This window comes from Paenibacillus sp. 32O-W (assembly GCF_007679495.1).
Taxonomy (GTDB): domain Bacteria; phylum Bacillota; class Bacilli; order Paenibacillales; family NBRC-103111; genus Paenibacillus_L; species Paenibacillus_L residui.
Map to the genome: position 1 here is coordinate 18700 of NZ_VEGP01000022.1, position 25138 is coordinate 43837.

At 50.9% G+C, this 25138-nt stretch carries 19 protein-coding genes; all 19 read left to right on the forward strand.

Annotated elements, in window-relative coordinates; all coding sequences use genetic code 11:
- Window positions 1-116 precede the first annotated feature (116 nt).
- The 19 genes from FS806_RS10910 to ftsZ all read left to right on the forward strand — a co-directional run bounded on the left by FS806_RS10910 (window position 117) and on the right by ftsZ (window position 25125).
- Window positions 117-764, forward strand: coding sequence for an RsfA family transcriptional regulator (locus FS806_RS10910; protein ID WP_144935807.1), 648 nt, complete (start codon window positions 117-119; stop codon window positions 762-764).
- Window positions 765-1325: 561 nt separating this feature from the next.
- Window positions 1326-2288, forward strand: a complete 963-nt coding sequence (locus FS806_RS10915) for a ketopantoate reductase family protein (RefSeq protein WP_186328318.1) — start codon at window positions 1326-1328, stop codon at window positions 2286-2288.
- 88 nt (window positions 2289-2376) lie between these two features.
- Window positions 2377-4002, forward strand: a complete 1626-nt coding sequence (bshC, locus tag FS806_RS10920) for a bacillithiol biosynthesis cysteine-adding enzyme BshC (RefSeq protein WP_144935813.1) — start codon at window positions 2377-2379, stop codon at window positions 4000-4002.
- Between the two features lie 67 nt (window positions 4003-4069).
- Entirely contained in the window at window positions 4070-5335 is a 1266-nt protein-coding gene (locus tag FS806_RS10925) for an adenosylhomocysteinase (protein ID WP_144935816.1), read from the forward strand.
- Between the two features lie 310 nt (window positions 5336-5645).
- Window positions 5646-6083, forward strand: coding sequence for a division/cell wall cluster transcriptional repressor MraZ (mraZ, locus tag FS806_RS10930; RefSeq protein ID WP_144935819.1), 438 nt, complete (start codon window positions 5646-5648; stop codon window positions 6081-6083).
- Window positions 6084-6152: 69 nt separating this feature from the next.
- Complete coding sequence (gene rsmH / locus FS806_RS10935) at window positions 6153-7103, forward strand: 16S rRNA (cytosine(1402)-N(4))-methyltransferase RsmH (RefSeq protein ID WP_144935823.1); 951 nt, start codon at window positions 6153-6155, stop codon at window positions 7101-7103.
- A gap of 24 nt (window positions 7104-7127) precedes the next feature.
- The gene (gene ftsL / locus FS806_RS10940; protein ID WP_144935827.1) at window positions 7128-7541 is read left to right on the forward strand and encodes a cell division protein FtsL; all 414 of its coding nucleotides are present in this window, start codon (window positions 7128-7130) and stop codon (window positions 7539-7541) included.
- A gap of 13 nt (window positions 7542-7554) precedes the next feature.
- Window positions 7555-9987 carry a penicillin-binding transpeptidase domain-containing protein gene (locus tag FS806_RS10945; RefSeq protein WP_186328319.1) on the forward strand — a complete coding sequence of 811 codons (2433 nt, stop codon included), beginning with the start codon at window positions 7555-7557 and terminating at the stop codon, window positions 9985-9987.
- A 115-nt stretch (window positions 9988-10102) separates the two neighbouring features.
- Complete coding sequence (locus tag FS806_RS10950; protein ID WP_144935833.1) at window positions 10103-12046, forward strand: stage V sporulation protein D; 1944 nt, start codon at window positions 10103-10105, stop codon at window positions 12044-12046.
- Between the two features lie 104 nt (window positions 12047-12150).
- Window positions 12151-13641 (forward strand): UDP-N-acetylmuramoyl-L-alanyl-D-glutamate--2,6-diaminopimelate ligase, encoded by a 1491-nt coding sequence (locus FS806_RS10955; protein WP_144935836.1) that lies wholly within the window; start codon window positions 12151-12153, stop codon window positions 13639-13641.
- On the forward strand, window positions 13634-15022 hold the full coding sequence (locus FS806_RS10960; RefSeq protein ID WP_144935841.1) for a UDP-N-acetylmuramoyl-tripeptide--D-alanyl-D-alanine ligase: 1389 nt from the start codon (window positions 13634-13636) through the stop codon (window positions 15020-15022). The genes FS806_RS10955 and FS806_RS10960 overlap by 8 nt, the downstream gene beginning before the upstream one ends.
- 71 nt (window positions 15023-15093) lie before the next feature.
- Window positions 15094-16056 (forward strand): phospho-N-acetylmuramoyl-pentapeptide-transferase, encoded by a 963-nt coding sequence (gene mraY, locus FS806_RS10965; RefSeq protein ID WP_144935920.1) that lies wholly within the window; start codon window positions 15094-15096, stop codon window positions 16054-16056.
- Between the two features lie 3 nt (window positions 16057-16059).
- Complete coding sequence (murD, locus tag FS806_RS10970) at window positions 16060-17487, forward strand: UDP-N-acetylmuramoyl-L-alanine--D-glutamate ligase (protein WP_144935843.1); 1428 nt, start codon at window positions 16060-16062, stop codon at window positions 17485-17487.
- 55 nt (window positions 17488-17542) lie between these two features.
- Window positions 17543-18640, forward strand: a complete 1098-nt coding sequence (gene spoVE, locus FS806_RS10975) for a stage V sporulation protein E (protein WP_144935846.1) — start codon at window positions 17543-17545, stop codon at window positions 18638-18640.
- Window positions 18641-19434: 794 nt separating this feature from the next.
- Entirely contained in the window at window positions 19435-20340 is a 906-nt protein-coding gene (murB, locus tag FS806_RS10980; RefSeq protein ID WP_144935849.1) for a UDP-N-acetylmuramate dehydrogenase, read from the forward strand.
- A gap of 15 nt (window positions 20341-20355) precedes the next feature.
- The gene (gene murA, locus FS806_RS10985; RefSeq protein WP_144935852.1) at window positions 20356-21636 is read left to right on the forward strand and encodes a UDP-N-acetylglucosamine 1-carboxyvinyltransferase; all 1281 of its coding nucleotides are present in this window, start codon (window positions 20356-20358) and stop codon (window positions 21634-21636) included.
- On the forward strand, window positions 21633-22511 hold the full coding sequence (locus FS806_RS10990; protein ID WP_222126639.1) for a cell division protein FtsQ/DivIB: 879 nt from the start codon (window positions 21633-21635) through the stop codon (window positions 22509-22511). The genes murA and FS806_RS10990 overlap by 4 nt, the downstream gene beginning before the upstream one ends.
- 181 nt (window positions 22512-22692) lie before the next feature.
- Window positions 22693-23928 carry a cell division protein FtsA gene (gene ftsA / locus FS806_RS10995; RefSeq protein ID WP_144935859.1) on the forward strand — a complete coding sequence of 412 codons (1236 nt, stop codon included), beginning with the start codon at window positions 22693-22695 and terminating at the stop codon, window positions 23926-23928.
- 84 nt (window positions 23929-24012) lie between these two features.
- The gene (ftsZ, locus tag FS806_RS11000; protein ID WP_144935861.1) at window positions 24013-25125 is read left to right on the forward strand and encodes a cell division protein FtsZ; all 1113 of its coding nucleotides are present in this window, start codon (window positions 24013-24015) and stop codon (window positions 25123-25125) included.
- The last annotated feature ends 13 nt before the right edge of the window (window positions 25126-25138 follow it).

The window sequence follows — 25138 nt, forward strand, 5'->3', positions numbered from 1 at the left end:
TCTAGTATGGGCATAGAGATAAATTAACGGGGAGACCGCATAGATGGGTCACGATGTTATTATGGTTTGAATCCACTCTTGCAATATCTTTTTATTATTGGTTGGGAGGTATTTAGATGTCGGCAGTTAGACAAGATGCTTGGAGCGAAGAAGACGATCTGATTCTTGCGGAGGTGACGTTAAGGCATATTCGTGACGGCAGCACCCAGTTAACCGCCTTCGAAGAAGTAGGCGAAAAAATCGGCCGGACCGCCGCAGCCTGCGGATTCCGCTGGAATAGCTGTGTTCGGAAAAAATATGAAGCAGCCATTCAAATAGCAAAGGCCCAACGGCAGAAGCGTCATCAAATGAAAAAACAGACGGGAATGCCGGTTTCCAGCGTTTCCTCGGTGGCGGTATTGGAGGGGGAAGCAGGGCTGAAGGGTGATCTTCTGAGTGAAGAGACCCTATCTATCGATGCCGTGATCCGCTTTTTGAAGCAGTGGAAGACATCCTATCAGGAGATGTCCCGCCAGACCAAATCTATGGAAAGAGAGCTTCAAGAGCTTCAGGAGGAGTTCGAGCTGTTAAAGCAGGAGAACGAGAAGCTAAGCAAGCAGGTCAATGAGGTGCAGAGCGATTATCAGGTTGTCAATGACGACTACCGGGCATTGATTCAAATCATGGACCGGGCTCGCAAGATGGCGTTTTTGGTGGAAGAGGATGACGACAAAAAATCGAGATTCAAAATGGATGCCAATGGCAATCTCGAAAGAATTGAATAGCCACGGCTATTCCGGCAGATCCGGCGTTCCTATTATTGGGAGCGGCGGATCTTTTTTTAGAAACGAATGTAAGCGGAATTGACCACTCGCCTCGTTTTTTTCGAAAGCTTTCAAATGGTTTTTGTCGGTTCAGACCGTTTCTCATACAAAGTTCTTACTTAGTTAATGTAATGCAAAACAAGATTCCTATAGCATAAAAAGCATTTCTAATACCGGGCTATTCATCTTCAATTCCGGAGGCTTCCCGTCAACTACCCGGGAATACGCTTCGAAGGCATACGCCCCTTTTGTGAATGGATTTTACAGGGCTCCGTCAGGAGCTTTTTTGATTTTGTCGGGTGTGTATTTTTAAAAAGAAAAGGTTGCGATAAAGCGTGAATAAGAAGTACGATGAAGCTGTAAGATTATTTGCTTATATAAAAGTGGGCCGTTATAAAAAGAGATTACTTTCGATAGAAATCGGAGATAACAACGATTGAAAGCCCGGCATTGTTTCGCAGTACGTGAAGCGGCTGCCAATTATAAATAAGATTGTACAGAAACCGAAAGTGGATGATTTCTATGTATATTCGAGTTGTCGGAGGCGGCTCGGTCGGGCTGCTGCTGGCCGGCAAGCTGGCAGGTGCGGATAGTATAGGGGTTCGTGTGGAGATCGTTTGCCGGACCGCTGTCCAGGCTGCCGAGATCGCACGCTCAGGGCTATCCGTTATTTCGCTGGAAGGAGAACGGCGGATAGTGAAGCCGGAGGTGTCTTCTTTCGAAGAAGAAGCATTTGCGGAGAAATCGAAGCCCGATTGGATTCTTCTGGCCCTCAAGCAGAAGGATTTGGACGAACGCGTATTGAAGTGGCTTTCCCGTCAGGTCGGAACTCATACAGGTGTAGTTGGTTTTCAGAACGGAATAGGGCACGAGGAATTGCTGCCGTCAGCACTTCCTTCGACCGCTATATATTTGGCCGTTACCACCGAGGGCGCCCGCAGAAGATCTTCTGTAGAGGTGGAGCATACGGGAATGGGAGTGACGCGCATCGGCAGAGCATTACGGCGGGGTTCTGCTGCAATGTCGCCCGTACACCGTCCATATGAAGAAAAGCTGGTTCAGATCATGCACCAGGCCGGTTTCGATGCCCGATGGACGGATCATATTGAAAGGTATAGCTGGAATAAGCTGGTCATTAATTCGATTGTCAATCCGTTAACCGCTTTGCTTGGTATACGGAACGGCGCTTTGATTCATAATGCGGAGCTTGTAAAGCTCGCCCAAATTTTGCTGGCGGAAGCCGGAACGGTGGCTGAAAGCAGAGGCATTCAGTTGGATGAAGATTTATGGGAACAGATCATGAACGTATGTGAACGGACCGCTGCCAATCATTCCTCCATGCTGCAGGATGTGTCTGCCGGGCGAAGGACGGAGATTGACTGGATTAACGGAAGCCTGGTCAGGATAGCCCGTGAAGAAGGAATAGACGCACCGACCCATCGGGCTTTATATCATTTAATTAAGGGGATGGAGGCAGAGGAGTGATTTTGACTAAAATAACCGGGATGTGTACAATCAAATTGAACCTGATCACTATCACTTATACATACCTTAATGACAAGGGGGCCGTTCGATGAAGCTGGAACCTTATGAACGGAAAGCCGGCCAGTCATTGGCCGAGGATTATGAGCATCACTTCGAACGGGTGCGTGATATATACGAGTATAACGTATGGGATGAAACAAGCTGGGAAAGAAGGGCCGCTTGGCTCGATCAACCGCGTTTGTCCGCCAACCGGACGGAACTGGTACACAATCTTATCCGTTATAACGACAAGCTCGGGAACGAACCGCAGAGCTTCGAATCGTTAGAGCTGCTCCGCCGTCCGGAAACGCTCGTTATTGTCGGTGGACAGCAGGCGGGCTTGTTCACCGGACCGCTGCTGGTCATTTATAAGGCGGCCACTATTATTCAGGCGGCAAGGCACGCAGCGGAGAGGCTGAATCGTCCAGTTGTCCCGGTATTCTGGATCGCCGGCGAAGATCATGATTTTGATGAAGTCAACCATACTTATGTCCTGACACAGCAGATGCAGGTACAGAAGCTGAAGCTGGACAATCCTTCGGGAGGCCGGACTTCGGTCAGCAGGCTTGTAATCGACAATTGGGAGGATGCGTTGACTCAATTGGATCACAGTCTGATAGATACCGAGTTTAAAGCCCCTCTTCTGGAGAAGCTGATGGAGCTCGCGGGTAAATCGTCTACGCTCAGCGAATTTTTCGGACGAATCATGGCATGGCTGTTCGGCAAGCATGGGCTTGTGCTGCTGGACTCCGATGATCCGGGGATCCGCAAGCTCGAGGGTCCGATGTTTGCCCGCCTGCTGGAGAAGCATGCCGAAGTGAACAAAGCGGCGCTTAGCGGTTCGGAGCAGGTGAAGAACCTCGGGTATATTCCTCAGGCGGAAGCCCATCCGGATAGCGCTCATCTATTTGTGTTCGAGGAGAACGGAGAGAGAGTTCTTCTGTATCGCGGCGGAGACGGTCTCACGGACCGGAAGCAAGAAAGGCGTTACGATCTGGCGCAGCTTGTGGAGCTGGCTTCGCAGAGCCCGGAGCGGTTCAGCAATAATGTAATGACCCGCCCTCTCATGCAGGATTACCTGCTTCCGGTTCTGGGGGCCGTGCTGGGGCCGGGGGAAATTGCCTATTGGGGAATGACCCGCCCCATCTTTGATACAATGGGGATGCAGATGCCGATTCTCCTGCCCCGCAGGGAGCATACCCTGTTAGAGGGGACCATTCAGAAGCATATGGACAAATTCGGACTGACTCTTGATGATGTTCAGCATCGGTTTGAAGAGAAGAAGCAGGAATGGTTGAGGGAGAAAGACGAGCTAAGGCTGGAGGAGCGCTTTGCGGAAGTGAAGGAACAGTTCTCCAAGCTTTATCGGCCGCTGCTCGAAACGGTCGGCTCTATCAATCCCGGAATGGCCAAACTGGGCCAAGCCAATGAGCAGAAAATACTGGAGCAAATCGAGTTTCTCGAGACCCGTTCCACGGAAGCGAGTCTGGCCCAGCATGAAGCCGCTATAAGACAACTGGAGCGAATCCGTCTGACCTTGTTTCCGCTTGGCCGGAGCCAGGAAAGAGTGTATAATATTTTTTCCTATTTGAACAAGTATGGCACGGATTGGCTGGATGAGCTGGTTCGCCAGCCGCTATCGCTTAGGCCGGTTCACTCGATTATTTATTTCTAGACGCCATACGGCTGGAACTGAGCAAGGCCGACTTTTGTCGGAGCATATATATGTTAGGAGGATGTTCATGAATACGAAAGAAAGAAGCATTATCGCCGATCCGTCCTTGGCGCCGGAAGGACATCTAAAGATTGATTGGGTTGACGCACATATGCCGGTATTGAACCGGATCAAAGCGCAGTTCGAGAAGGAGAAGCCTTTTCAAGGACTGAAGGTAGCCATTTCTTTGCATCTGGAAGCCAAAACGGCCTACCTGGCGAAAGTCGTTCAGGCAGGAGGGGCGGAGGTAGCCATTACCGGAAGCAACCCGCTGTCCACCCAGGATGATGTTTGCGCCGCATTGGTGGAAGACGGAATTACCGTCTTTGCCAAATATAATCCCGATCCGAAAGAGTATAAAGAGCTGATGATCAAAACATTGGAGACGGAGCCGGATTTACTGATCGACGACGGCGGCGATCTGGTTTCGATCCTCCATTCCGAACGCAGGGATTTGTTGAAGAACATCCGCGGCGGCGCGGAGGAAACGACGACCGGTATTCTTCGTTTGAAGGCCATGGAGAAAGAAGGCCAGCTTCAGTTCCCGATGGTGGCCGTCAATGATGCATTCTGCAAATATTTGTTTGATAACCGTTATGGGACAGGTCAATCCGTATGGGACGGCATCAACCGCACGACCAACCTTGTAGTCGCGGGCAAAACCGTTGTAGTGGTCGGTTACGGATGGTGCGGCAAGGGAGTGGCCAAGCGTGCTCAGGGACTCGGAGCCAATGTAATTGTTACCGAAATCGATGCAATTAAAGCGGTGGAAGCGTACATGGACGGCTTCCAGGTAATGCCCATGCTGGAGGCGGCCAAGGTAGGCGACTTCTTCGTCACCGTTACCGGTAACCGCGATGTCATTCGCGGCGAGCATTACAAGGTTATGAAGGACGGAGCCATTCTGTCCAACGCGGGACATTTCGACGTCGAAGTGAATAAACCGGAATTGGAGGCACTGGCTGTTTCCAAAAGGACCGTTCGACGCAACATTGAAGAGTATAAGCTGGCCGACGGGCGCAAGTTCTATATTCTGGCGGAAGGCCGGCTGGTGAACCTGGCGGCAGGCGACGGCCACCCCGCTGAAATTATGGATATGACCTTCGCTCTGCAGGCTATGTCTCTGAAATATGTGAATGAAAAGTATAAAGAAATCGGCAATAAGGTAGTAAATGTTCCTTATGAACTGGATGAGCAAGTTGCCCGGTTCAAACTGGAATCGCTCGGAATCTCGATTGATCGACTATCTCAGGAGCAGATCGATTACTTGGACAGCTGGGCGGCCCACGAATAATCGAAACCGGCCCCGGGACGGCAGTCAAGCTTAAGGTTTGGGACGAAAGAAGCCGGGTCTTAAGCCGAGTGTCTTATTGGAAATAATAAGAATAGCATTTTTGGACCGTACTTAATCGTGCGGTCCTTTTTATTTTTTCGAATTGCCTAATTATGGAGTGAATGGAATTTGTTTAAATCAAAGGGACATTTCACCTCAAAAAGTTTTGGATAACTTGCTTGGATTAGCAGGATTTTTTGCTATAATAGAGAATATTCCTTTTTAAGTGGGGGAAAGTGGGGCAAAGTGGTGGGAAAGGGGGAGCCAGCTCATGTTTATGGGGGAATACCAGCACAGCATAGATGAGAAGGGGCGAATGATTATTCCCGCCAAATTTCGTGAAGCCCTCGGCTCTACATTCGTTGTTACCCGCGGATTGGACAATTGTTTGTTCGTCTACCCCATGCAGGAATGGGCAGTGTTGGAGAGTAAGCTCAAATCGCTGCCTCTGATGAAATCCGATGCCCGGGCGTTTACCCGTTTTTTCTTCTCTGGAGCGACCGAATGCGAGCTTGACAAACAGGGAAGGGTAAACTTGCCGAACATATTGGTCGAATACGCCAAACTCAAGAAGGACTGCGTCGTGTTGGGCGTATCGAACCGCGTGGAGATTTGGAGCAAGGACCTTTGGGAAAACTACTTCCAGCAGTCGGAAGAATCATTTAACGAAATCGCCGAGAAGCTGGTCGACTTTAATTTTGATCTGTAGCCACGTCGAGCCGGTCGGCACGCCCTTTGGATTCGTGCATCCTAATTTCAGACCCGGGAGGATCATAAGGTGTTTCATCATATCACTGTACTGTTGGAAGAAGCTGTGGAAGGATTACATATTAAACCGGACGGGATCTACGTCGATTGCACTCTGGGAGGAGCGGGGCACAGCGAGCTGATCGCATCCCGACTCGGACCTCAAGGGCGGTTGATTGCTTTCGATCAGGATGATCAGGCCATCCTCCATGCAAGGAAGAGGCTGGAGCGTTATGAAGATAAGCTGACGATCGTCAAGAGCAACTTCCGCCATTTAAGGGAGGTCCTTAGCGGACTCGCCGTTCCGATGAACGGGGATAACCCTCAAGTCGATGGAATACTGTTCGATTTGGGCGTTTCCTCCCCACAATTGGACGAAGCAGACCGCGGCTTCAGCTACAACCAGGATGCGGAGCTGGATATGCGTATGGATAAATCGTCCGAGCTTACCGCCAAAGACATAGTTAACGGCTGGAGTGAATCCGAGATCGCCCGCATTTTGTTTGAATATGGCGAAGAGAAATTTTCGAGAAGAATTGCCGCACGAATCGTGCAGGCCCGGGAGAAGGAGCCGATCCGTACTACTTCCCAATTGGCGGAGCTGATTAAGGAGGGCATTCCCGCTGCAGCCCGAAGAACCGGACCGCACCCGGCCAAACGCAGCTTTCAAGCATTGCGGATAGCGGTTAATGATGAGCTGGGCGCATTCCGGGATGCTTTGGAGCAGGCTGTGGACTGTCTTGCTCCGGGAGGAAGAATTTCCGTTATCACCTTCCATTCGTTGGAAGATCGCATTTGCAAGCAATGGTTTGCTCAACTGACGAACCGCTGCACCTGCCCGCCGGATCTGCCGGTCTGTGTGTGTCACAGAGAGCCTGTGGTGCGCCTTGTTCACCGCAAGCCTGTACTGCCGTCTGAAGAAGAACTAGCGAATAATCCCAGGGCACGATCCGCCAAGCTGAGGGTGGCGGAGAAGATATAAACCGCAGAGAAGGAGGAGGAGAGATTGGCGTCCTATATGCACGGCAGCTCGGCATTGAAGCAGGAGCGAGAAAATCAGGTTAGGGTTAAACCTAACCGCAAAGCGGTATACCGCGCCAAAACGATTCCAATCAAGGAAAAGTTGTTCTATTTGTTCATCATTTCGTTATTGGTAACTGTGGCGGGAATCGTACTTTGGCGCTATGCGCTGATTTATCAGCTCAACAGCGAAATTCATAAAGTAGAAACTCAAATCAGGGAGCTTGAAATCTCCAACAACAGCCTTAAACAGCAGATTGATAAAATGAACGATTTAACCCGGATTAAGCTGGAAGCGGAAAAGAACGGCTTGACTTCCCCTAAGCCGGAGCAAATTGTGCGCGTCCCCTTGACGGTTGCTCCGTCGGGTAATGACGCCGGATCACAAACTAACCCGTAAGCAGAGGACCGCTATGACAAAAAAAGTAAAAGTCAGATCTTTGCTCATCGGGTTGGTTTTTTCACTGCTGTTTATCGGTTTGATTGGCAGAGTCTACTGGATACAGGTGGTCGAAGCTTCATGGCTGCAAAGCGAGGCGGAAATCCGTTGGAAGGAAAGCGAGGTTCTTCGGGCCAAGCGGGGGATGATTATAGACCGCAACGGAAAGGCTCTGGCCGAAGATTCCGCCGCTTACAACGTGACGGTTAATCCCCAGATAATAAACGAACGGGGAATCGCCAGGGAAGTGGCCGCAGGCCTTGCCAAAATATTGAACGTTTCGGAGAAAGAAGGGAGTCTTGCCAAGCTGGAAGAGAAAATTTACGGCTTGGTCACCAAGAAAAACAAAGACGGAACCGCCTTCCTGCGGGAAGTCGAAATACGCAATGAGGGCTACAAAGTAGATGCCGATAAGAAGGATGAGCTGGAGGCCTTTATTGATGAATTGAAAAGAATTACCGACAAAAACAGTGTCGGAATTTACTTGAGAGAAACGCAGAAGCGTTATTATCCGAACAACCGGCTGGCCTCGCATATTCTCGGTTACATCGATTTGGAAGGAGAGGCCAAGAGCGGTCTCGAAATAATGTTCAACGAGCAGTTGATGGGTACCGATGGCGATATAACCCGCAAGCGGGATCGGACTGGTGTCGAGCTGCCGGACGGGAAAGTTTCCTATACGCCGCCGGTTAATGGCATGAATCTCCGTCTAACGATTGATCAGAATATTCAGTTCTACACGGAGAGCGCCATGCGCAAAGCGTATGACAAATGGAAGCCGAAAAATATGACGGCCATTGCGGTAGATCCGGCAACGATGGAAATCTTGGCCATGGCAAGCTTGCCGGATTTCAATCCGAATCGGTACTGGGAGATCGACAGCCAGAAGGATTTGATCAACCACGCCGTCTCGTCCCAGTTCGAACCGGGATCGACCTTTAAGCTGGTTACGCTGGCCGGTGCTATCGAGGAAGGGTTGTTCAAGCCGAATGACTGGTTTCAATCGGGTCAGCTGGCCGTTCCGGGTTATCCGGTGCATGACCACAATCGCGTAGGCTGGGGGCCTATCACTTATCTGGACGGACTCTTGCGGTCGAGTAACGTTGCTTTCGCCAAGCTGGGGTACGAGAAGATGGGTAAGGATAAGCTTCAGGAATATATCGATCGGTTCGGCTTCGGGCAGAAGACCGGAATTGAACTTCCGAACGAAGCTTCCGGCGGAATTCACATGCAATATCCTTCCGACGTAGCCCGCGCCACCTTCGGCCAGGGGCAGGTAACCGCCACCGCTTTGCAGCAGACGGCGGCTTATGCGGCCGTTGCCAATGGCGGAATACTATTGAAGCCATATCTGGTAAAGGAAATTATTGATCCGGTAACCGGGGAGGTCGTACAATCCTTCGGGCCGCAGCAGATTGGCCGCGTCGTCAGCGAAGAAACCGCCAGGCTGACCGGATTTTATCTGGAACAGACGATATCGAATCAGGAGAAAGGCTCGGGCCGCCATGCTTATATTGAAGGCTATAAGGTGGCCGGGAAGACGGGGACCGCGAACATCGTTCCTGAGGGAGAGAAGCAATATTCGAATGATACTTGGCTCGTTTCTTTCGTCGGATATGCACCCTTGGACAATCCCCGCATTTTGATTACGGTTCTGGTCAATCAGCCTAACCTGAAAGGGGACTACCGTCTGGGCGGAGAGGTGGCCACTTCGGTCTTCAAAGAGATTGCCGTCCAGACACTCAATTATTTAAATGTCCCGGCAGATACTTCGTTGGAGTCCAGTTCCGCCGGAACGTCCTCGCTGGTCGTTCCTAACGTCACCGGCCAGACGCTGGCCGATGCGAAAACCATTCTCGGCCAATCCGGCCTGACCGCGGAAGTCATTGGAGAAGGCGAAACAGTCGTTAAGCAGTACCCGGAGCCCCGACGCGAAGTTTCCCGTTCCCAAGTTGTCTATCTGGCTTCCAAAAGTATTGGGGAACTGCAGGTACCCGATCTGACAGGAAAATCGATGCGGGAAGCGATGGAGATCTGTACATTTCTCGAAGCCGATTGCCAATTCAAAGGTTCGGGCTACGTAACGGCTCAATCCGCTGCGGAGAGCGGGGGAGCCAAATCGGTTGTTCTGGAATTAAAGCCGCTCAATCCGAATGCGGATGTCCAGGAGGAAACGGAGGAGCAGGAGAAGGAGGGAGAAGAATCAGGGAATGAAGCTTCTTCGCCTTCAGCGGACGATTCCGGTGTCTCATCCGGTCAATCTCGGGAAGATACCGGTCAGGATAAGGCCGGGGATAAACCGGATGACAAATCCGATCGTAAATCCGATGACAAAACGGACAAGTCCGATAATTCATCGGATGAACCGGTTCCTTCGAAGAATGCCGATCCATCGAAAAATTCCTAGATAAAAACAGATGAGATCTGCCCGAAGTCTCGAGACAAGTTGTTCTAACCCCTGGTTGTCCCGAATAGTCTGGATTATGAACGATCTTGACGGGACAAAGGGGGTTATTTCGTCCATGCGAGTTTCCAGTGTAACCGTCAGGCGGAGGCTGTGGATAGCCATGCTTGCCGGAATATTGATTTTTTTAGCATTAGTGATACGATTGGCATATGTTCAGCTGTGGAAAGGTTCGGAATTGGCCGAAATGGCAGAGGATTCATGGAGAAGGAACATTCCCTTTGCCGCGAAACGGGGAGAAATTTGGGACCGCAACGGGGTGCGGTTAACCTATAACGTCAGTTCCCCTTCGGTCATGGCCATCCCCGCGCAGATTAAGGATCCCAAAATGACCGCATCCCGGTTGGCGGCAGCGCTGCAGGGCTCGGAGGAGAAAATTTACGAGCAAATTACGAAAAGGCAGTCCATCCAGAAAATTCAGCCTGCCGGACGGAAGATTACGGAGGAGAAAGCTCAGGAAATTCGCGCCATGAATCTCCCGGGTATTGTTGTTGCCGAGGATAACAAACGGTATTATCCGTTCGGATCCCTCGCCGCCCATATTCTCGGAGTTACGGGAATAGACAATCAGGGGCTAACGGGATTGGAAGCGAGGTACGATAAACTGCTGACCGGCCAGGCCGGGAATATTTCCTATCTGTCCGACGCTGCAGGACGCGAAATGCCGAACACTTCGGATGAATTTGTGAATCCCAGAGATGGACTCAATCTGCAGTTAACGATCGACCATTACCTGCAATCGGTCTTGGAGCGGGAATTGGATCAAGCGATGCTGCAATTGCAGGCGGATCATATTATCGGGCTGATGATGGACCCGAATACCGGAGAAATCCTGGCTATGTCCGGACGGCCTACTTATGAGCCCGACCGGTTTCGCGAATACCCGTCCGAGGTGTATAATCGGAATCTGCCCATCTGGATGACTTATGAACCGGGATCGACCTTTAAAATCATTACGCTCGCCGCCGCTTTGGAGGAAGGAAAGGTCGATCTTCATAACGAGCATTTTTTCGATCCGGGCCATATTGAAGTATCCGGCTCCCGGTTGCGATGCTGGAAACGGGGAGGACATGGAAGCGAAACCTTCCTTGAGGTGGTGGAAAATTCATGCAACCCCGGATTCGTTGTCATGGGCCAGCGGCTCGGCAAAGATTTGCTGTTTGATTATATTAAACGGTTCGGCTTCGGACAGAAGACCGGAATTGATTTGAGCGGGGAAGAGAACGGGATATTATTTAAGCCCTCGCGAGTAGGGCCGGTAGAATTGGCCACGACATCATTCGGGCAAGGAGTTTCTGTTACCCCCATTCAGCAGGTGGCCGCCGTGTCGGCAGCTATTAACGGAGGCAAGCTGTATAAGCCCCATCTGGCTAAAGCGTGGTATAATCCGGAGACGGGCGAGGTCGTCGAAACCATACAGCCCGAGCTGGTAGGCAATGTAATCTCAGAAAATACGTCGAAATTGGTCAGGGAAGCTCTGGAAAGTGTAGTGGCCAAAGGGACCGGGCGCAATGCATTCGTAGAAGGCTATCGGGTCGGCGGGAAGACGGGAACCGCCCAGAAGGTGGTCAACGGCCGCTATTCTCCTAATGAACATATCGTGTCGTTCATTGGCTTCGCGCCCGCAGACGATCCGAAAGTGGTTGTCTATATTGCGGTAGACAACCCTCAGGGAATCCAGTTCGGAGGTTTGATCGCTGCGCCGATTGTCAAAAATATAATGAGCGATGCTCTGCGGTATATGCAAATAGAGCCTCGCAAAGACCAAATAGAGAAAGAATATCGTTATGGCGAACCCAAGATGGTTGAGGTTCCTAATATGATAGGAGCTACTGTACAAGAGATTTACGAAGATATCCGTTCCGACTTGAACATCGCCAAATCCGGCAGCGGGAATTATGTCATCAGTCAGGCTCCCAAACCGGGAACGAAGGTGGATCAAGGAGCGACGGTGAGGATCTTCTTGTCCGATCAGGATCCGGGGCCCCCGGCACAAAAGTGATCGTAATTTGCAGTTCGCTCCATATATATTTAATCAAGATGTTATTCGATCCGGTGCTGCCGGATCGATATAGACAGAGTCAGTCAAACCGAGGAGGATATCCGATGCAGCTTAAAGAACTTGCATCTCTCATCGTTGGCTCCCGCATAACCGGAGCAGAAGAAACGGAGATAACCGGCATCCAGACGGATTCGCGCAAGGTGAAGCCTGGGGATTTGTTTATTTGTCTGCCGGGGACCGCGCAGGACGGTCACGAGTATGCCGGGCAGGCAATAACCCAAGGGGCTGCGGCGCTGGTGGCGGAACGTCCGTTGGACATTGCCGCCCCGGTGCTGTATGTCAAAGATTCAAGAACCGCGATGGCGATTATCTCCGACCATTTCTACGGTTATCCCAGCCATGAAATGAAGGTTATAGGAGTAACGGGCACGAACGGCAAGACAACGACTACCTTTATTATTGACAAAATTTTGTCCGATTATGGCCAGATTACCGGGTTGCTGGGGACCATCGGGATGAGAATCGGAGACAAAACCTACCCTACCCAAAATACGACCCCGGATGCGGCCGATCTGCAGGCTGCTTTCAGACGGATGCGGGATGTCGGAACCGGGTACTGCATTATGGAAGTTTCCAGTCACGCCTTGGCTATGGGCCGGGTGAAGGGCTGCCGCTTCCGCACTGCGCTGTTTACCAATCTGACGCAGGATCATTTGGATTATCATCAGACGATGGACCGTTATTTGGCGGCCAAAGGCTTGTTCTTCTCCAGACTGGGCAACGAGTACTCCCCTCATGAATCCGACAGGAAATATGCCGTGCTTAATGTTGATGATCCGGCATCCGCCGAGCTTGCCGCCATGACCTCCGCGCAGGTTGTCACCTATGGCATTCATCAGGAAGCGGATGTGCGAGCCAGCGGCATTCAGTTTACCTCTGCCGGCACTTCCTTTATGCTGTCCACTTTTTGCGGAGATGTTCCCGTCCACTTGAAACTTATAGGCAAATTTAACGTATATAACGCCTTGGGGGCGGTTGCCGCAACTTTGTTGGAAGGTGTACCGCTTCAACAAGTGAAGAATAGCTTAGAAGAGATGGAAATCGTGCAGGGGCGGATGGAGCCGGTGAACGAAGGACAGAATTTCCTCGTACTGGTTGATTATGCCCATTCCCCCGACGGACTGGAGAACGCATTAAAAACGATTAGCGAGTTTGTGGAGGGCCGGGTGATTACCGTTTTTGGCTGCGGTGGCGACAGAGACCGCGGTAAACGGCCGTTAATGGGGGAAATTGCCGCCCGATACAGCGACTTTGTCTTTATGACATCGGATAATCCGCGATCGGAAGATCCGGAGCGTATTCTGGACGATATTGAGCCGGGCTTGCTGAAAGCGGGTCTTGCGTCATCGGAATACAGCAAAATCGCTGACCGGAAGGATGCCATCTATCAAGCAATCGAGATGGCTCGGCCCAATGATGTTGTTCTAATAGCCGGCAAAGGGCACGAAACCTATCAGATCATTAACGGGACCGTCCTTCATTTCGATGACAGGGAGGTCGCTGGTGAAGCGATAAGGGGATTGAATCGTGATTAATCGTTCTTTTTCTCAAATTGATCAAATGGTTAACGGAACAGGCCATATGAACGGTTCGGAGAGTCTGCAAATCTGCGGAGTCTCCACCGACAGCCGTTCCATCCAGCCAGGCAATTTATTTGTTCCCATCGTAGGGGACAATTTCAATGGTCATGCATACGCGGAAGAAGCTTTTAACAAGGGAGCGGCGGCGGCGCTATGGCAGCAGGACCAAGGACAGCCCCCGGCAGGGCGCCCGGTAATAATGGTTGAAGATACGATCGCTGCCCTTCAGCGGCTGGCCAAGGCTTACCGCGATCAGCTGCCCGTCCGCATTGTCGGGGTTACGGGCAGCAACGGCAAAACGACGACGAAGGACATTACAGCTTCCATTCTGTCAACCACTTATCGTGTTCATAAGACCAAAGGAAACCTGAATAATCATATCGGGCTACCATTGACTCTCCTGCAGCTGGCCGAGGATACCGAAATGGCCGTTATCGAGATGGGGATGAGCGGACGCGGAGAGATTGAGCTGCTGTCCAGGCTGGCGGAGCCGGAGGCCGTTATTATTACCAATATCGGCGATGCGCATTTGCTGCAATTGGGAAGCCGGGAGGAAATTGCGAAGGCCAAGACCGAGATTTTAAGCGGTTTGAAGAAGGATGGTTTTTTTGTCTACAACGGCGATGAACCTTTGATTGAACGTACTTATCCGAATATGCCGCATCCGGATTCGATGCTTCGTTACCGGTTCGGGCTCTCCGAGAGCAATGACATTTACCCGACCGCTATTCTGCAGGATACCGATGGGATGCATTTTCATATTAATTGGCCGGACTCACCGGGCTATTACCTTCCGCTGCTGGGAGAACATAACGTCATTAATGCGCTGGCGGCAATCGCAGTTTCCAAATACATGGGAGTGCAAGATAAAGACATAGTTGAAGGTCTGAAGAAGGTAGAAATGTCCGGAATGCGGATCGAAATCGTTCGCTCGGCATCCGGCGCCTTGCTGCTGAATGATGCCTACAACGCCAATCCTGCAGCTATGAAGGCGGCTATTCGCCTGCTTCATTCTTTAAAGGGACACCAGAGGAAAATGATCGTACTTGGAGACATGCTGGAGCTGGGCCCGGAAGAGGAAGAATTTCACCGGGAGGTAGGCCGGCTGCTGGATCCCGAGGAGATTAACCGGGTATTCGCCTATGGTCCTTTATCTTATTATATTGCGGAAGAAGCCGGGCGGAAGCTTGGCCATGAACGGGTGCAGTGGTTTAATGACCGCCAGCAGCTGATCGAGGCGCTTACTTCCGCCATACTCCCCGGAGATGCCGTTCTGTTCAAAGCATCCAGAGGTATGAAGCTGGAGGAAGTTGTGCAGGCCGTCCAACAATCATAACTTGCGCAAAAATTAATTTATAATCTTACTCAATAGATCTAACGGGACTGGATTCAGGAGGGTTTATCGTGATTGATTTTAAAGAAATAATGTTTCCTCTCGGCGCCGCCTTCGTGTTGGCTTTGTTGGCAGGCCCGCTGCTTATCCCGGTATTGCGGGCATTGAAGTTTGGCCAGCAAATCCGCAAGGAAGGCCCGCAGGCTCATCAGAAAAAAGCAGGAACTCCCACGATGGGGGGAACTATCATTCTGCTGGCTCTTGCGATTGCGGCGCTTCGTTTTGCCGATAAAACCCCCGAGCTTGTCATATTATTGGTTGCTGCACTAGGCTTTGGACTGGTAGGCTTCCTGGATGACTATATTAAGATCGTATTCAAACGTTCGCTAGGGCTGACGGCCAAGCAGAAATTAGCCGGCCAGCTGATTGTTTCGGGGATCGTCTGCTTTCTGTTATACCGGATCGATCATCCGACGGAGGTACAAATTCCTTTCTTCGATGCGGCTATTCCGCTTGGCTGGTTCTATTACATTTTCGTTATCCTTCTGATGATGGGCATGTCCAACGCCGTCAACTTCACGGATGGATTGGACGGCTTGCTTGCGGGAACGAGCGCAATTGCTTTCGGGGCCTTTGTCATTATAGCCATGAAGCTGCATAGTCCGGATATCGCAGTGTTCAATGCGGCGATGGTCGGCGCGGTGCTTGGCTTCCTGGTCTACAATGCGCATCCTGCGAAAGTGTTCATGGGCGACACCGGATCTCTCGGGATCGGAGGAGGGTTGGTCGCCGCGGCCGTGTTAACCCATACCGAACTGCTGCTGCTCATTATCGGAGGGGTGTTCGTGATCGAAATATTGTCGGTCATCATTCAAGTGATTTCGTTCAAAACGACCGGTAAACGGGTTTTCAAGATGAGCCCGATCCATCATCATTTTGAATTGGTCGGCTGGTCCGAGTGGAGGGTCGTCACGACATTCTGGGTGGTCGGATTTCTGCTTGCCGCGTTCGGACTTTATCTAAATGAGGTGTTCTAGCATATGAAGCATCCAAGAGAGTATAAGAATCAAGAAGTGATTGTGCTGGGCCTGGCCAAGAGCGGAATGGCTGCAGCCGTTCGATTTCATGAGCTTGGAGCCAAGGTAACGGTTAATGACCGTAAAGATCGTAATCAATGCCCGGAGGCCGACCCGTTGGAGGCGCTGGGTATTTCTGTTGTTTGCGGAGGCCATCCGGATTCCTTGATTCATGAAGGTGTAGCTCTGGTTGTCAAGAACCCGGGCATTCCTTATGGGGCGGAGCCGGTTAGGAAAGCTCTGGAGCTTGGAATAGAAGTAGTGACTGAAGTTGAGGTCGCTTATCAGTTAAGTGAAGCCCCGATCATCGGCATTACCGGTTCCAACGGGAAGACAACTACGACGACATGGGTCGGAGAAATGCTGGCTAAGGCAGGCAAGTCTCCGATCGTTGCCGGCAATATTGGACGGGCCTTGTGTGATGCCGCTAATGATGCTACTAAAGATCATTGGCTTGTGGCGGAACTGAGCAGCTTTCAATTGAAGGGTACCGATCAGTTCCGTCCGCGCATAGCTTGCTTGCTGAATGTTTATGAGACGCATCTGGATTACCACGGCACCATGTCGGATTATACGGCCTCTAAAGCGAAGCTCTTTGCGAATCAATATAAAGAGGATATTGCCGTATTGAATTGGGACGATACCGAATGCCGCCTCCTCAGCTCTAAAGTGCAGGCAAGGGTATTCCCCTTCTCCATGAAAGAAGAGTTGGAGGAAGGGGTATACCTGCGCAGACACGCGGAAACCGGAAGGCTGGAGAGGGATATAGTCTACCGGGATTCAGAAGGAACGGTTCATCCCATAATCCGGGCGGAGGAGATTGGTATCCCCGGAGATTTTAACGTAGGGAACGGTTTGGCCGCAGCGGCTATTGCTATCGCCGCGGGCGTGCCCTTGCCTTATATTACCGAGTCGCTGCGTGAATTTCGCGGCGTAGAGCACCGCCTGGAATATGTTAGGACTTGCCGGAACATTGCCTACTACAATAATTCCAAGGCGACCAATCCGGCGGCTACGATCAAGGCGCTCGAAGTATTTGATCAACCTATCGTGCTGATTGCCGGGGGGATGGACAGACAGGGGACCGATAAGGAGATGGATTATCGGGAATTGGAGCCTTATCTGCGGGATAAGGTAAAGGCGGCTGTTTTTCTCGGGGAAACCCGTGACAAATTAGCCAACGTGGCCCGATCGGCAGGAATGACCCGGGTTCGTTTGGTTGATAATGGGAGTAGCCCGTCCGAAACGTTGGCGCAGGCGGTCAAGTATGCGGAAGAGCTGGCGGAACCCGGGGATGTGGTCCTTTTATCACCGGCATGCGCAAGTTGGGACATGTTTCCCTCATTCGAAGAACGGGGACGAATGTTTAAAGAGTCCGTGCATAACCTTTAACAAGGGATAACCAAGCCTTGGCTGTCCCCACATTGATGGTGAGAGGTGTGAGGACATGGGAAAAGCACGGTCCGCCCCCGATGCGCTGATGATGCTTGCGACTTTGCTGCTGCTGGCCATTGGAGTGGTGATGGTCTACAGTGCGAGCTCGGTACTATCATTTCATGATTTCGGCGACTCTTATTACTATGTAAAGAGGCAGCTTTTGTTTGCAGTGCTGGGCATCCTGGCGATGTTCGCCATGATGAACATCGACTATTGGGTATGGAAAAAATATGCGAAAATCGGCTTGATTGTTTGTTTTGTGCTCCTGCTTGTCGTGCTAATACCGGGACTAGGAGTGGTGCGCGGAGGAGCGAGAAGCTGGCTTGGAATCGGCTCTTTCGGTATTCAGCCCTCCGAGTTTATGAAAATAGGGATGATTCTCTTTTTGGCAAAGCTTCTGTCGGAGGAACAGAACAAGATTACACAATTTACTAAAGGATTAATGCCTCCCTTGCTAATTATGGGAACGGCTTTCGGGTTGATTATGCTGCAGCCGGATCTGGGTACGGGCGCGGTGCTGGTAGGGGCCTCTCTGTTGATTATTTATACGGCCGGTGCCCGCATAGCTCATCTATCTATGCTGGCACTGATCGGGGTGGCCGGTTTGGTAGGGTTGATACTCGCTGCCCCATACCGGTTGCAGAGAATCACTGCGTTCCTGGATCCCTGGCAGGATCCGCTGGGAGCCGGCTATCAATCCATCCAATCGATGTACGCCATTGGGCCGGGCAGACTTAGCGGCCTCGGCTTTGGCAACAGCTTGCAGAAGTATAATTATTTGCCGGAGCCGCAGACGGACTTTATTTTCTCTATCATCGGCGAGGAGCTGGGATTCATAGGCGGAGCGACAGTGCTTATTCTGTTCGCAATCCTGGTCTGGAGAGGGCTGAGAACGGCCATAGCGGCTCCGGATACTTTCGGAAGTTTGTTGGCGGTCGGAGTAGCCGGTATGGTAGCCGTACAGGTCATTATCAATATCGGCGTAGTCATCGGCATGATGCCGGTTACCGGAATAACTCTTCCATTGATCAGCTATGGGGGCTCTTCGTTGACGTTGATGCTTACATCCATTGGAATCTTGTTGAATATCTCGCGTTATTCCCGATAAATTCACGGCAGGAGTCAGGTGAGCTTGAAGGGCCGTGGCACTGCAACAGTCGGGCCCTTAGAAGGCTAACCCGGTTTACCGGCTTGAATAGAAGCTAGGGAAAGCAGATGGAGGTCTAGTTTTTATCGGAAAGCAGCGATAATCTTTATCGTATCGTTATTTCCACGATTTCCATAGGCCTGGTGACAGAGTGGCAAAGAGGTGGAACGGGAAGCGGAGGCACTCTATTCCGGGAGGTTTGGGCCAATATTAAATGCTTCCATAGTGGCTGCTCTTTATCGATGCCCGCCTCTCCCGGCACGCGTTCCCGGAACTGCATGGCAGATGATCGGTTCCCATGTCGGCCTCGGCCCGCTTGGCGGAATGCGCTAAGTTAGTTCACCAGGTCCAGTCCCGGCATACGGAAGGCGGTCATCTCTTCTAAACGATGACGGGCTTTTCATGTATAGAGTTGGAAATGGTGTGAATAACGATAGATGGTTTTCATATGGATGACTTTTTTGCTTGGAATTGTTAGGGACAAGCCTGTCAGGACGGTATTTGCACGTTTGGGTTCGCATAAGCGAAGCTTTCGATACTATACGGATGTTTTGATACAACCGAAATTGGCAACATTGAAACTTTCACAGGGCAGAAAAGCAATGATTGGGCTGTTGTCACACTCTCTGTAAATTTACATAAGATACACTATAACCGTGACAAACACCCGGACCAGTCGGCAGCTAAAAAGAGGCCCATATTCGCTCGACCGACTGGTTTTTTGCCCACGATCTTGTTAAGGAGGGTATATCCCAGTGCTACAGGTTATAACTGATTTACGGGCTGCCGGCGTCAACGATATTCAATGTGATGAGCCAATGGCGCCTCACACTTATTGGAAAATCGGCGGACCTGCCGATGTGTTCGTCCAACCCGAGAATAAGGAACAGCTGATGGAGACGATCCGGATAATCCAACAACATCGTGTGCCCTGGTTTGTACTGGGCAGAGGCTCTAATCTTCTTGTCACCGACAAGGGGATACGCGGGGTCGTCATCAAGCTGGGGGAAGCTTTGGATTATGCCCGCTTTGAAGGAACTACGGTATATGCGGGGGGAGCGTATTCTCTCATCAAGCTGTCTGCCATAGCGTCAAAGAACGGGTTGGCCGGACTCGAATTCGCTGGAGGCATACCGGGTAGCATCGGGGGAGCTGTCTACATGAATGCAGGGGCACACGGGTCGGAGATGTCGCGCATTCTCAAGCAAGCTGAAGTCCTGTTCGATAACGGAGAATTGGTAACCATGCGAAATGAAGAGCTTTGTTACTCATACCGCACGTCTATTCTGCAGACTAAGCGGGGCATAGTGACGGAAGCGGTGCTGGAGCTGAAACAAGGAGACTGTAAGGAGCTGGCGCACGCGTTTGCGGCGCATAAAGAAAGACGGCTCCGGACGCAGCCCTTGCAATTGGCTTGCGCAGGAAGCGTATTTCGCAATCCCGCAAATCAGTATGCGGCCAAATTAATTGAAGAAGCAGGCCTTAAAGGAATGCGCGTGGGAGGAGCGGAAATATCGACGCTTCATGCCAATTTTATCGTTAATACCGGGCAGGCGACAGCTCAAGACGTGCTCACCCTCATTGATAAGATTAGAGCCATAATCGTGGAAAAATACAATGTGGAGCTGGTTCCTGAAGTTATGGTGGTGGGTGAACGGTAATTCGGAGGTGAAACATTGGAAAAGTTGGTGATCGAAGGCGGGAAACCTCTCTCGGGAACCATACGGATTCACGGCGCGAAAAACGCAGCATTGCCCGTTCTTGCCGCAAGCATCATGGCAGAAGGAACACATACCATTGAGAACGTACCTGATCTGCTGGATATCCACGTTATGCTGGACATTTTACGCGCCCTGGGCTGTAGGGCGGAGCTTAGGGGCGACACCGTGACCGTGGATACGTCGTCGGCCAATTCTTCTCATATCCCGGAAGAATTAATGAAACAAATGAGATCGTCTGTTTTTCTTATGGGCCCGCTGTTGGCGAGGTTCGGTAAAGTACAGATTTATCAGCCGGGAGGCTGCGCCATCGGTGAACGGAAAATCAATCTCCATCTGCAAGGGCTTCAGGCACTTGGGGCCGTAGTGGAAGAGTCGGGCCATACGATCGTTTGTTGGGCCAAACGGTTGAAGGGCGCTGATATCGTGCTGGATTTTCCTAGCGTTGGAGCTACAGAGAATATTATGATGGCGGCCGCCATGGCGGAAGGCATTACGACGATTTACAATGCGGCCAGGGAACCGGAAATTGTAGATCTGCAAAATTATTTGATCACCATGGGTGCCAAAATGATCGGTGCCGGAACGGATACCATCACGATAGAAGGGGTCCCGAAACTGACTCCGACGACCTATAAAGTCATTCCGGACCGGATAGTGACGGGGACGATGATGATGGCGGCCGCGGTTACAAGAGGCAATGTGACTCTGGAGAACGTAAATCCCGCTCATTTGACATCCGTTACCCATGTGCTTAAGCGGGCAGGTGTTCAAGTGACTACGGACGATGATATAATAAATGTAACCTGCCATACGCGGCCGAAAGCAGTCGAACGGGTAGTAACGGCGCCTTATCCTGGCTTCCCTACCGATTTACAGCCCCAAATGATGGTTCTGCTATCTTTGGCGGAAGGTATTAGTATAATTAAAGAAACGATATTCGACGGTAGATTCAAACACGTTGACGAATTATCCAGAATGGGGGCCGATATTCGCACTGATTTGAACTCCGCCTTTATTCGCGGTGTGCCGCGGGTATATGGCGCAACTGTCGAATCAACCGATTTGAGGGCCGGTGCGGCACTGGTGATAGCCGGTCTGGCTGCGCGCGGCACGACGGTCGTCGAGCAGGTGCATCATATTGATAGAGGCTATGATAGAATTGAACTGTTGCTCGGCCAACTGGGAGCCAAGGTAAGCCGGTATACAGAGGTTCCCAGCAAATCCCTCTTATCTTGACCATCAAGGCTGCTCCGAGTCCCTTCCTGACTGTAGGAAGGGATGAGGACGTTTTGCAGCCGGAGAACCAGGAAGGTGTTAAGTTGTCTGTGGAACTCAAAGTGCCCGCGATCAAACCCGAAAGGCCCCGCAGAAGCGGGGGCCGGAGGCTGATTGCTCTTCTAGTCGTTTTTTTTCTGACGGTGTTGGCCATTCTGTTTTTTCAATCTTCCATAAGCAAAATTTCGGTTATCGAAATTTCCGGCAACGAGATGGTGCCCTCCGAGCAAATTGGACAAGCCTCCAATATTCAGATAGGCGACAGCTTTTTTCTGATAGATACTCATAGAACCGCAGAACTTATCCGCTCACTCGATATGATTGAAGAGGTCGAGATCACCAAGAATTTCCCCGGGGAAGTTACGATCAAGGTGAAGGAATACAAAAGGGTAGCCTATCAAATCAACGCTGACGGCGAGAGGGAAGCTTTGCTGGCTGACGGCAGTGCCTTTCCGATCCAGGATCGGCCTATTCCTCTGGATAAACCCATTCTGAGCGGCTGGGCGAACGATAATCCGATGAAGCTTAAGCTATGCGCCGTATTAGCCGACATTCCCGATCCTTTGCTCGCAGATATTTCCGAGATCGTCCCAGAGCCGACAGCTGCCTATGAGGATAAGATCAGAATCTATACAAAGTCGCAATATGAGGTATCCACACGAATCCAATATTTGCAGGATAAGCTGCAATATTTGGGGGTTCTGATCGCCGAATGGAGGGAGCAGGGTGTTCTGTCCGGAGAGCTGATTTTAATGGAGCAAGACAGGGGAATTCCTTTTGACAACAACGAAAACTCCAAGGCTTCCAAAGGACAAAAAGATGCTAAAAAAAGATAAAAATAGACTACTCTTTGGTAGTCAATAATGATAAAATTGATATTATGGAATTTCTGTGACGATAGGAATAATTTACTATATAAAAAATCGCTAAAAAAAGAGGGAATACAAGAACCATGTTGAATATGTACAGAGGTCTAAATAGACTGCAATACGGACAAGCAACAGGAGGTGCCTAGGATTGAGCAACAATGACGTCATAGTCAGTTTGGACATTGGTACTTCCAAGGTTCGAGTCATCATCGGGGAAGTAGCGAACGGATCGATCAATATCATTGGAGTCGGCTCCTCGGAATCCGAAGGCATTCGCAAAGGTTCCATTGTCGATATTGATCAAACCGTACAGTCAATACGCAATGCGGTCGACCATGCGGAGCGCATGGTGGGCATCCAAATATCAGACGTTTATGTCGGCATATCCGGCAACCATATCGGCTTGCAAACTAGTCACGGCGTAGTTGCTGTCAGCAACGAGGATCGTGAGATCGGAGAGGAAGATATCGAACGGGTGCTTCAGGCGGCGAGAGTAATTGCCCTTCCTCCGGAAAGGGAGATCATCGGAGTCGTTCCCCAGCAGTATCTGGTCGATGGCCTGGAAGGGATTCAGGATCCCAGGGGAATGATTGGTGTACGCCTGGAAGTGGAAGCTACGATTATCACCGGTGCCAAGACGGCTATACATAATCTGCGTCGTGTCGTGGAGAAAGCGGGTCTTAACGTGGCTGATCTCGTTCTCATGTCCTTGGGAGCGGGGACAATGACGCTGTCCAAGGACGAGAAGATGATCGGGACAGTACTTGCTGATATCGGAGCGGGTGCTACGACGATTTCCGTATTTGAGAATGGTACCCTGGCAGCGACTTCCACACTTCCTATCGGGGGAGAATTCATCTCGAACGATATTTCCATCGGTCTTCACACACAATTGGAGAATGCGGAGAAGATCAAGCTTAAATTCGCCTGTGCCGCCGTGAAAGATTCGGCAGCGGATCAGGTCTTTAAGGTGCCGAGGATCGGCAGTAATACGGAGAAGGAATTCTCCCAAGTAGATCTAGCCAACATTATAGAGCCTAGAGTTCGAGAGATGCTGCAATTAATCCGCGCCGAAGCGGCCCGCATGGGTTACAGCGATCCTCTCGGCGGATTTGTGCTCACCGGCGGAACGATGTCCATGCCGGGAATGTTGTCGGTAGCCCAGGAGGAGTTGGCCACATCGGTAAGAATTGCCGCACCCGATTATATTGGCGTGCGCGATCCATCCTATACCAGCGGCGTCGGCATTATTATATTCCTCACTAGATCGTTCCGTACACGCAGTGCTGCAGCAGCCCCCAAGAAAACAGTCCCCAAGAAAAGCCAGTCCAAACAACCGGGGTGGTTTGAAAGATTCAAAAACTGGTTAAGCGAACTTATCTAGTACTAATTCTATAAGATTGCAGCAGCCGGTGTTAGGCCTTATTCAAGTGTTTCAACAGTATGGGTGAGGAGGATAATAAGCGCTATGTTTGAATTTGATTTGGAATTGGATCAAATGGCCACTATTAAAGTAATCGGTGTTGGCGGCGGTGGAAGCAACGCTGTCAATCGAATGATAGAGAACGGAATTCAAGGTGTAGAATTTATAACGGTCAATACGGATGCGCAGGCTCTAAATCTTGCGAAATCCGAAACCAAGCTGAAGATTGGCGAGAAACTGACTCGCGGCTTGGGTGCGGGTGCGAATCCGGAGGTCGGTAAGAAGGCGGCTGAGGAATCCCGCGAAGCGATTACCCAGGTGCTGAAAGGGGCCGATCTTGTTTTCGTTACTGCAGGAATGGGAGGCGGAACGGGTACGGGGGCAGCTCCGGTTATTGCCGAGATCGCCAAGGAATGCGGTGCGTTGACAGTCGGCGTTGTTACCCGTCCGTTCACTTTCGAAGGGCGCAAGCGTCAAGCCCAGGCGGAGCTCGGAATTTCTACCCTTAAGGAAAAGGTCGACACTCTGATTGTCATTCCTAATGACCGCCTGTTGGAGATGGTAGACAAGAAGACTCCTATGATAGAGGCATTCCGCGAAGCGGACAACGTTCTTCGTCAAGGGGTTCAAGGGATTTCCGACTTGATCATGGTACCAGGTTTGATAAACCTGGATTTTGCCGACGTTAAGACCATCATGACCGAGAGAGGCTCAGCTTTAATGGGAATCGGCATGGGAACCGGCGAGAACCGCGCTGCGGAAGCCGCCAAGAAAGCAATTATGAGTCCTTTGCTTGAAACGTCCATCGAAGGGGCCCGCGGGGTTATCATGAATATTACCGGCGGTTCCAACCTGAGCTTATATGAGGTCAATGAGGCTGCGGAAATTGTATTTGCCGCTTCTGATCCTGAAGTGAATGTCATTTTCGGAGCGATCATTGACGAGAGCTATAAAGAAGAAATTAAAGTAACGGTTATTGCGACCGGCTTCGAAACGAAGCCTCATTCTTCGTCGCCGCGCAAGCAGCCGGGACAATCCGATGCAGCTCCAGAGCCGACTCGGACGCCGAATATCCGTCCTTTCGGGACTCAGCCAAGCAGCGATCATCTGGATATTCCGACCTTCTTGCGCAACCGGGGTAAGAATAACCTTGAATAGTTTATTTGCCGAC

Coding starts and splice junctions, on each gene's coding strand:
- spoVE (WP_144935846.1), top strand. CDS start 17,543: ATGGGAAAAGCACGGTCCGCCCCCGATGCGCTGATGATGCTTGCGACT.
- mraZ (WP_144935819.1), top strand. CDS start 5,646: ATGTTTATGGGGGAATACCAGCACAGCATAGATGAGAAGGGGCGAATG.
- FS806_RS10955 (WP_144935836.1), top strand. CDS start 12,151: ATGCAGCTTAAAGAACTTGCATCTCTCATCGTTGGCTCCCGCATAACC.
- FS806_RS10915 (WP_186328318.1), top strand. CDS start 1,326: ATGTATATTCGAGTTGTCGGAGGCGGCTCGGTCGGGCTGCTGCTGGCC.
- FS806_RS10945 (WP_186328319.1), top strand. CDS start 7,555: ATGACAAAAAAAGTAAAAGTCAGATCTTTGCTCATCGGGTTGGTTTTT.
- FS806_RS10950 (WP_144935833.1), top strand. CDS start 10,103: ATGCGAGTTTCCAGTGTAACCGTCAGGCGGAGGCTGTGGATAGCCATG.
- bshC (WP_144935813.1), top strand. CDS start 2,377: ATGAAGCTGGAACCTTATGAACGGAAAGCCGGCCAGTCATTGGCCGAG.
- FS806_RS10925 (WP_144935816.1), top strand. CDS start 4,070: ATGAATACGAAAGAAAGAAGCATTATCGCCGATCCGTCCTTGGCGCCG.
- ftsZ (WP_144935861.1), top strand. CDS start 24,013: ATGTTTGAATTTGATTTGGAATTGGATCAAATGGCCACTATTAAAGTA.
- FS806_RS10910 (WP_144935807.1), top strand. CDS start 117: ATGTCGGCAGTTAGACAAGATGCTTGGAGCGAAGAAGACGATCTGATT.
- murD (WP_144935843.1), top strand. CDS start 16,060: ATGAAGCATCCAAGAGAGTATAAGAATCAAGAAGTGATTGTGCTGGGC.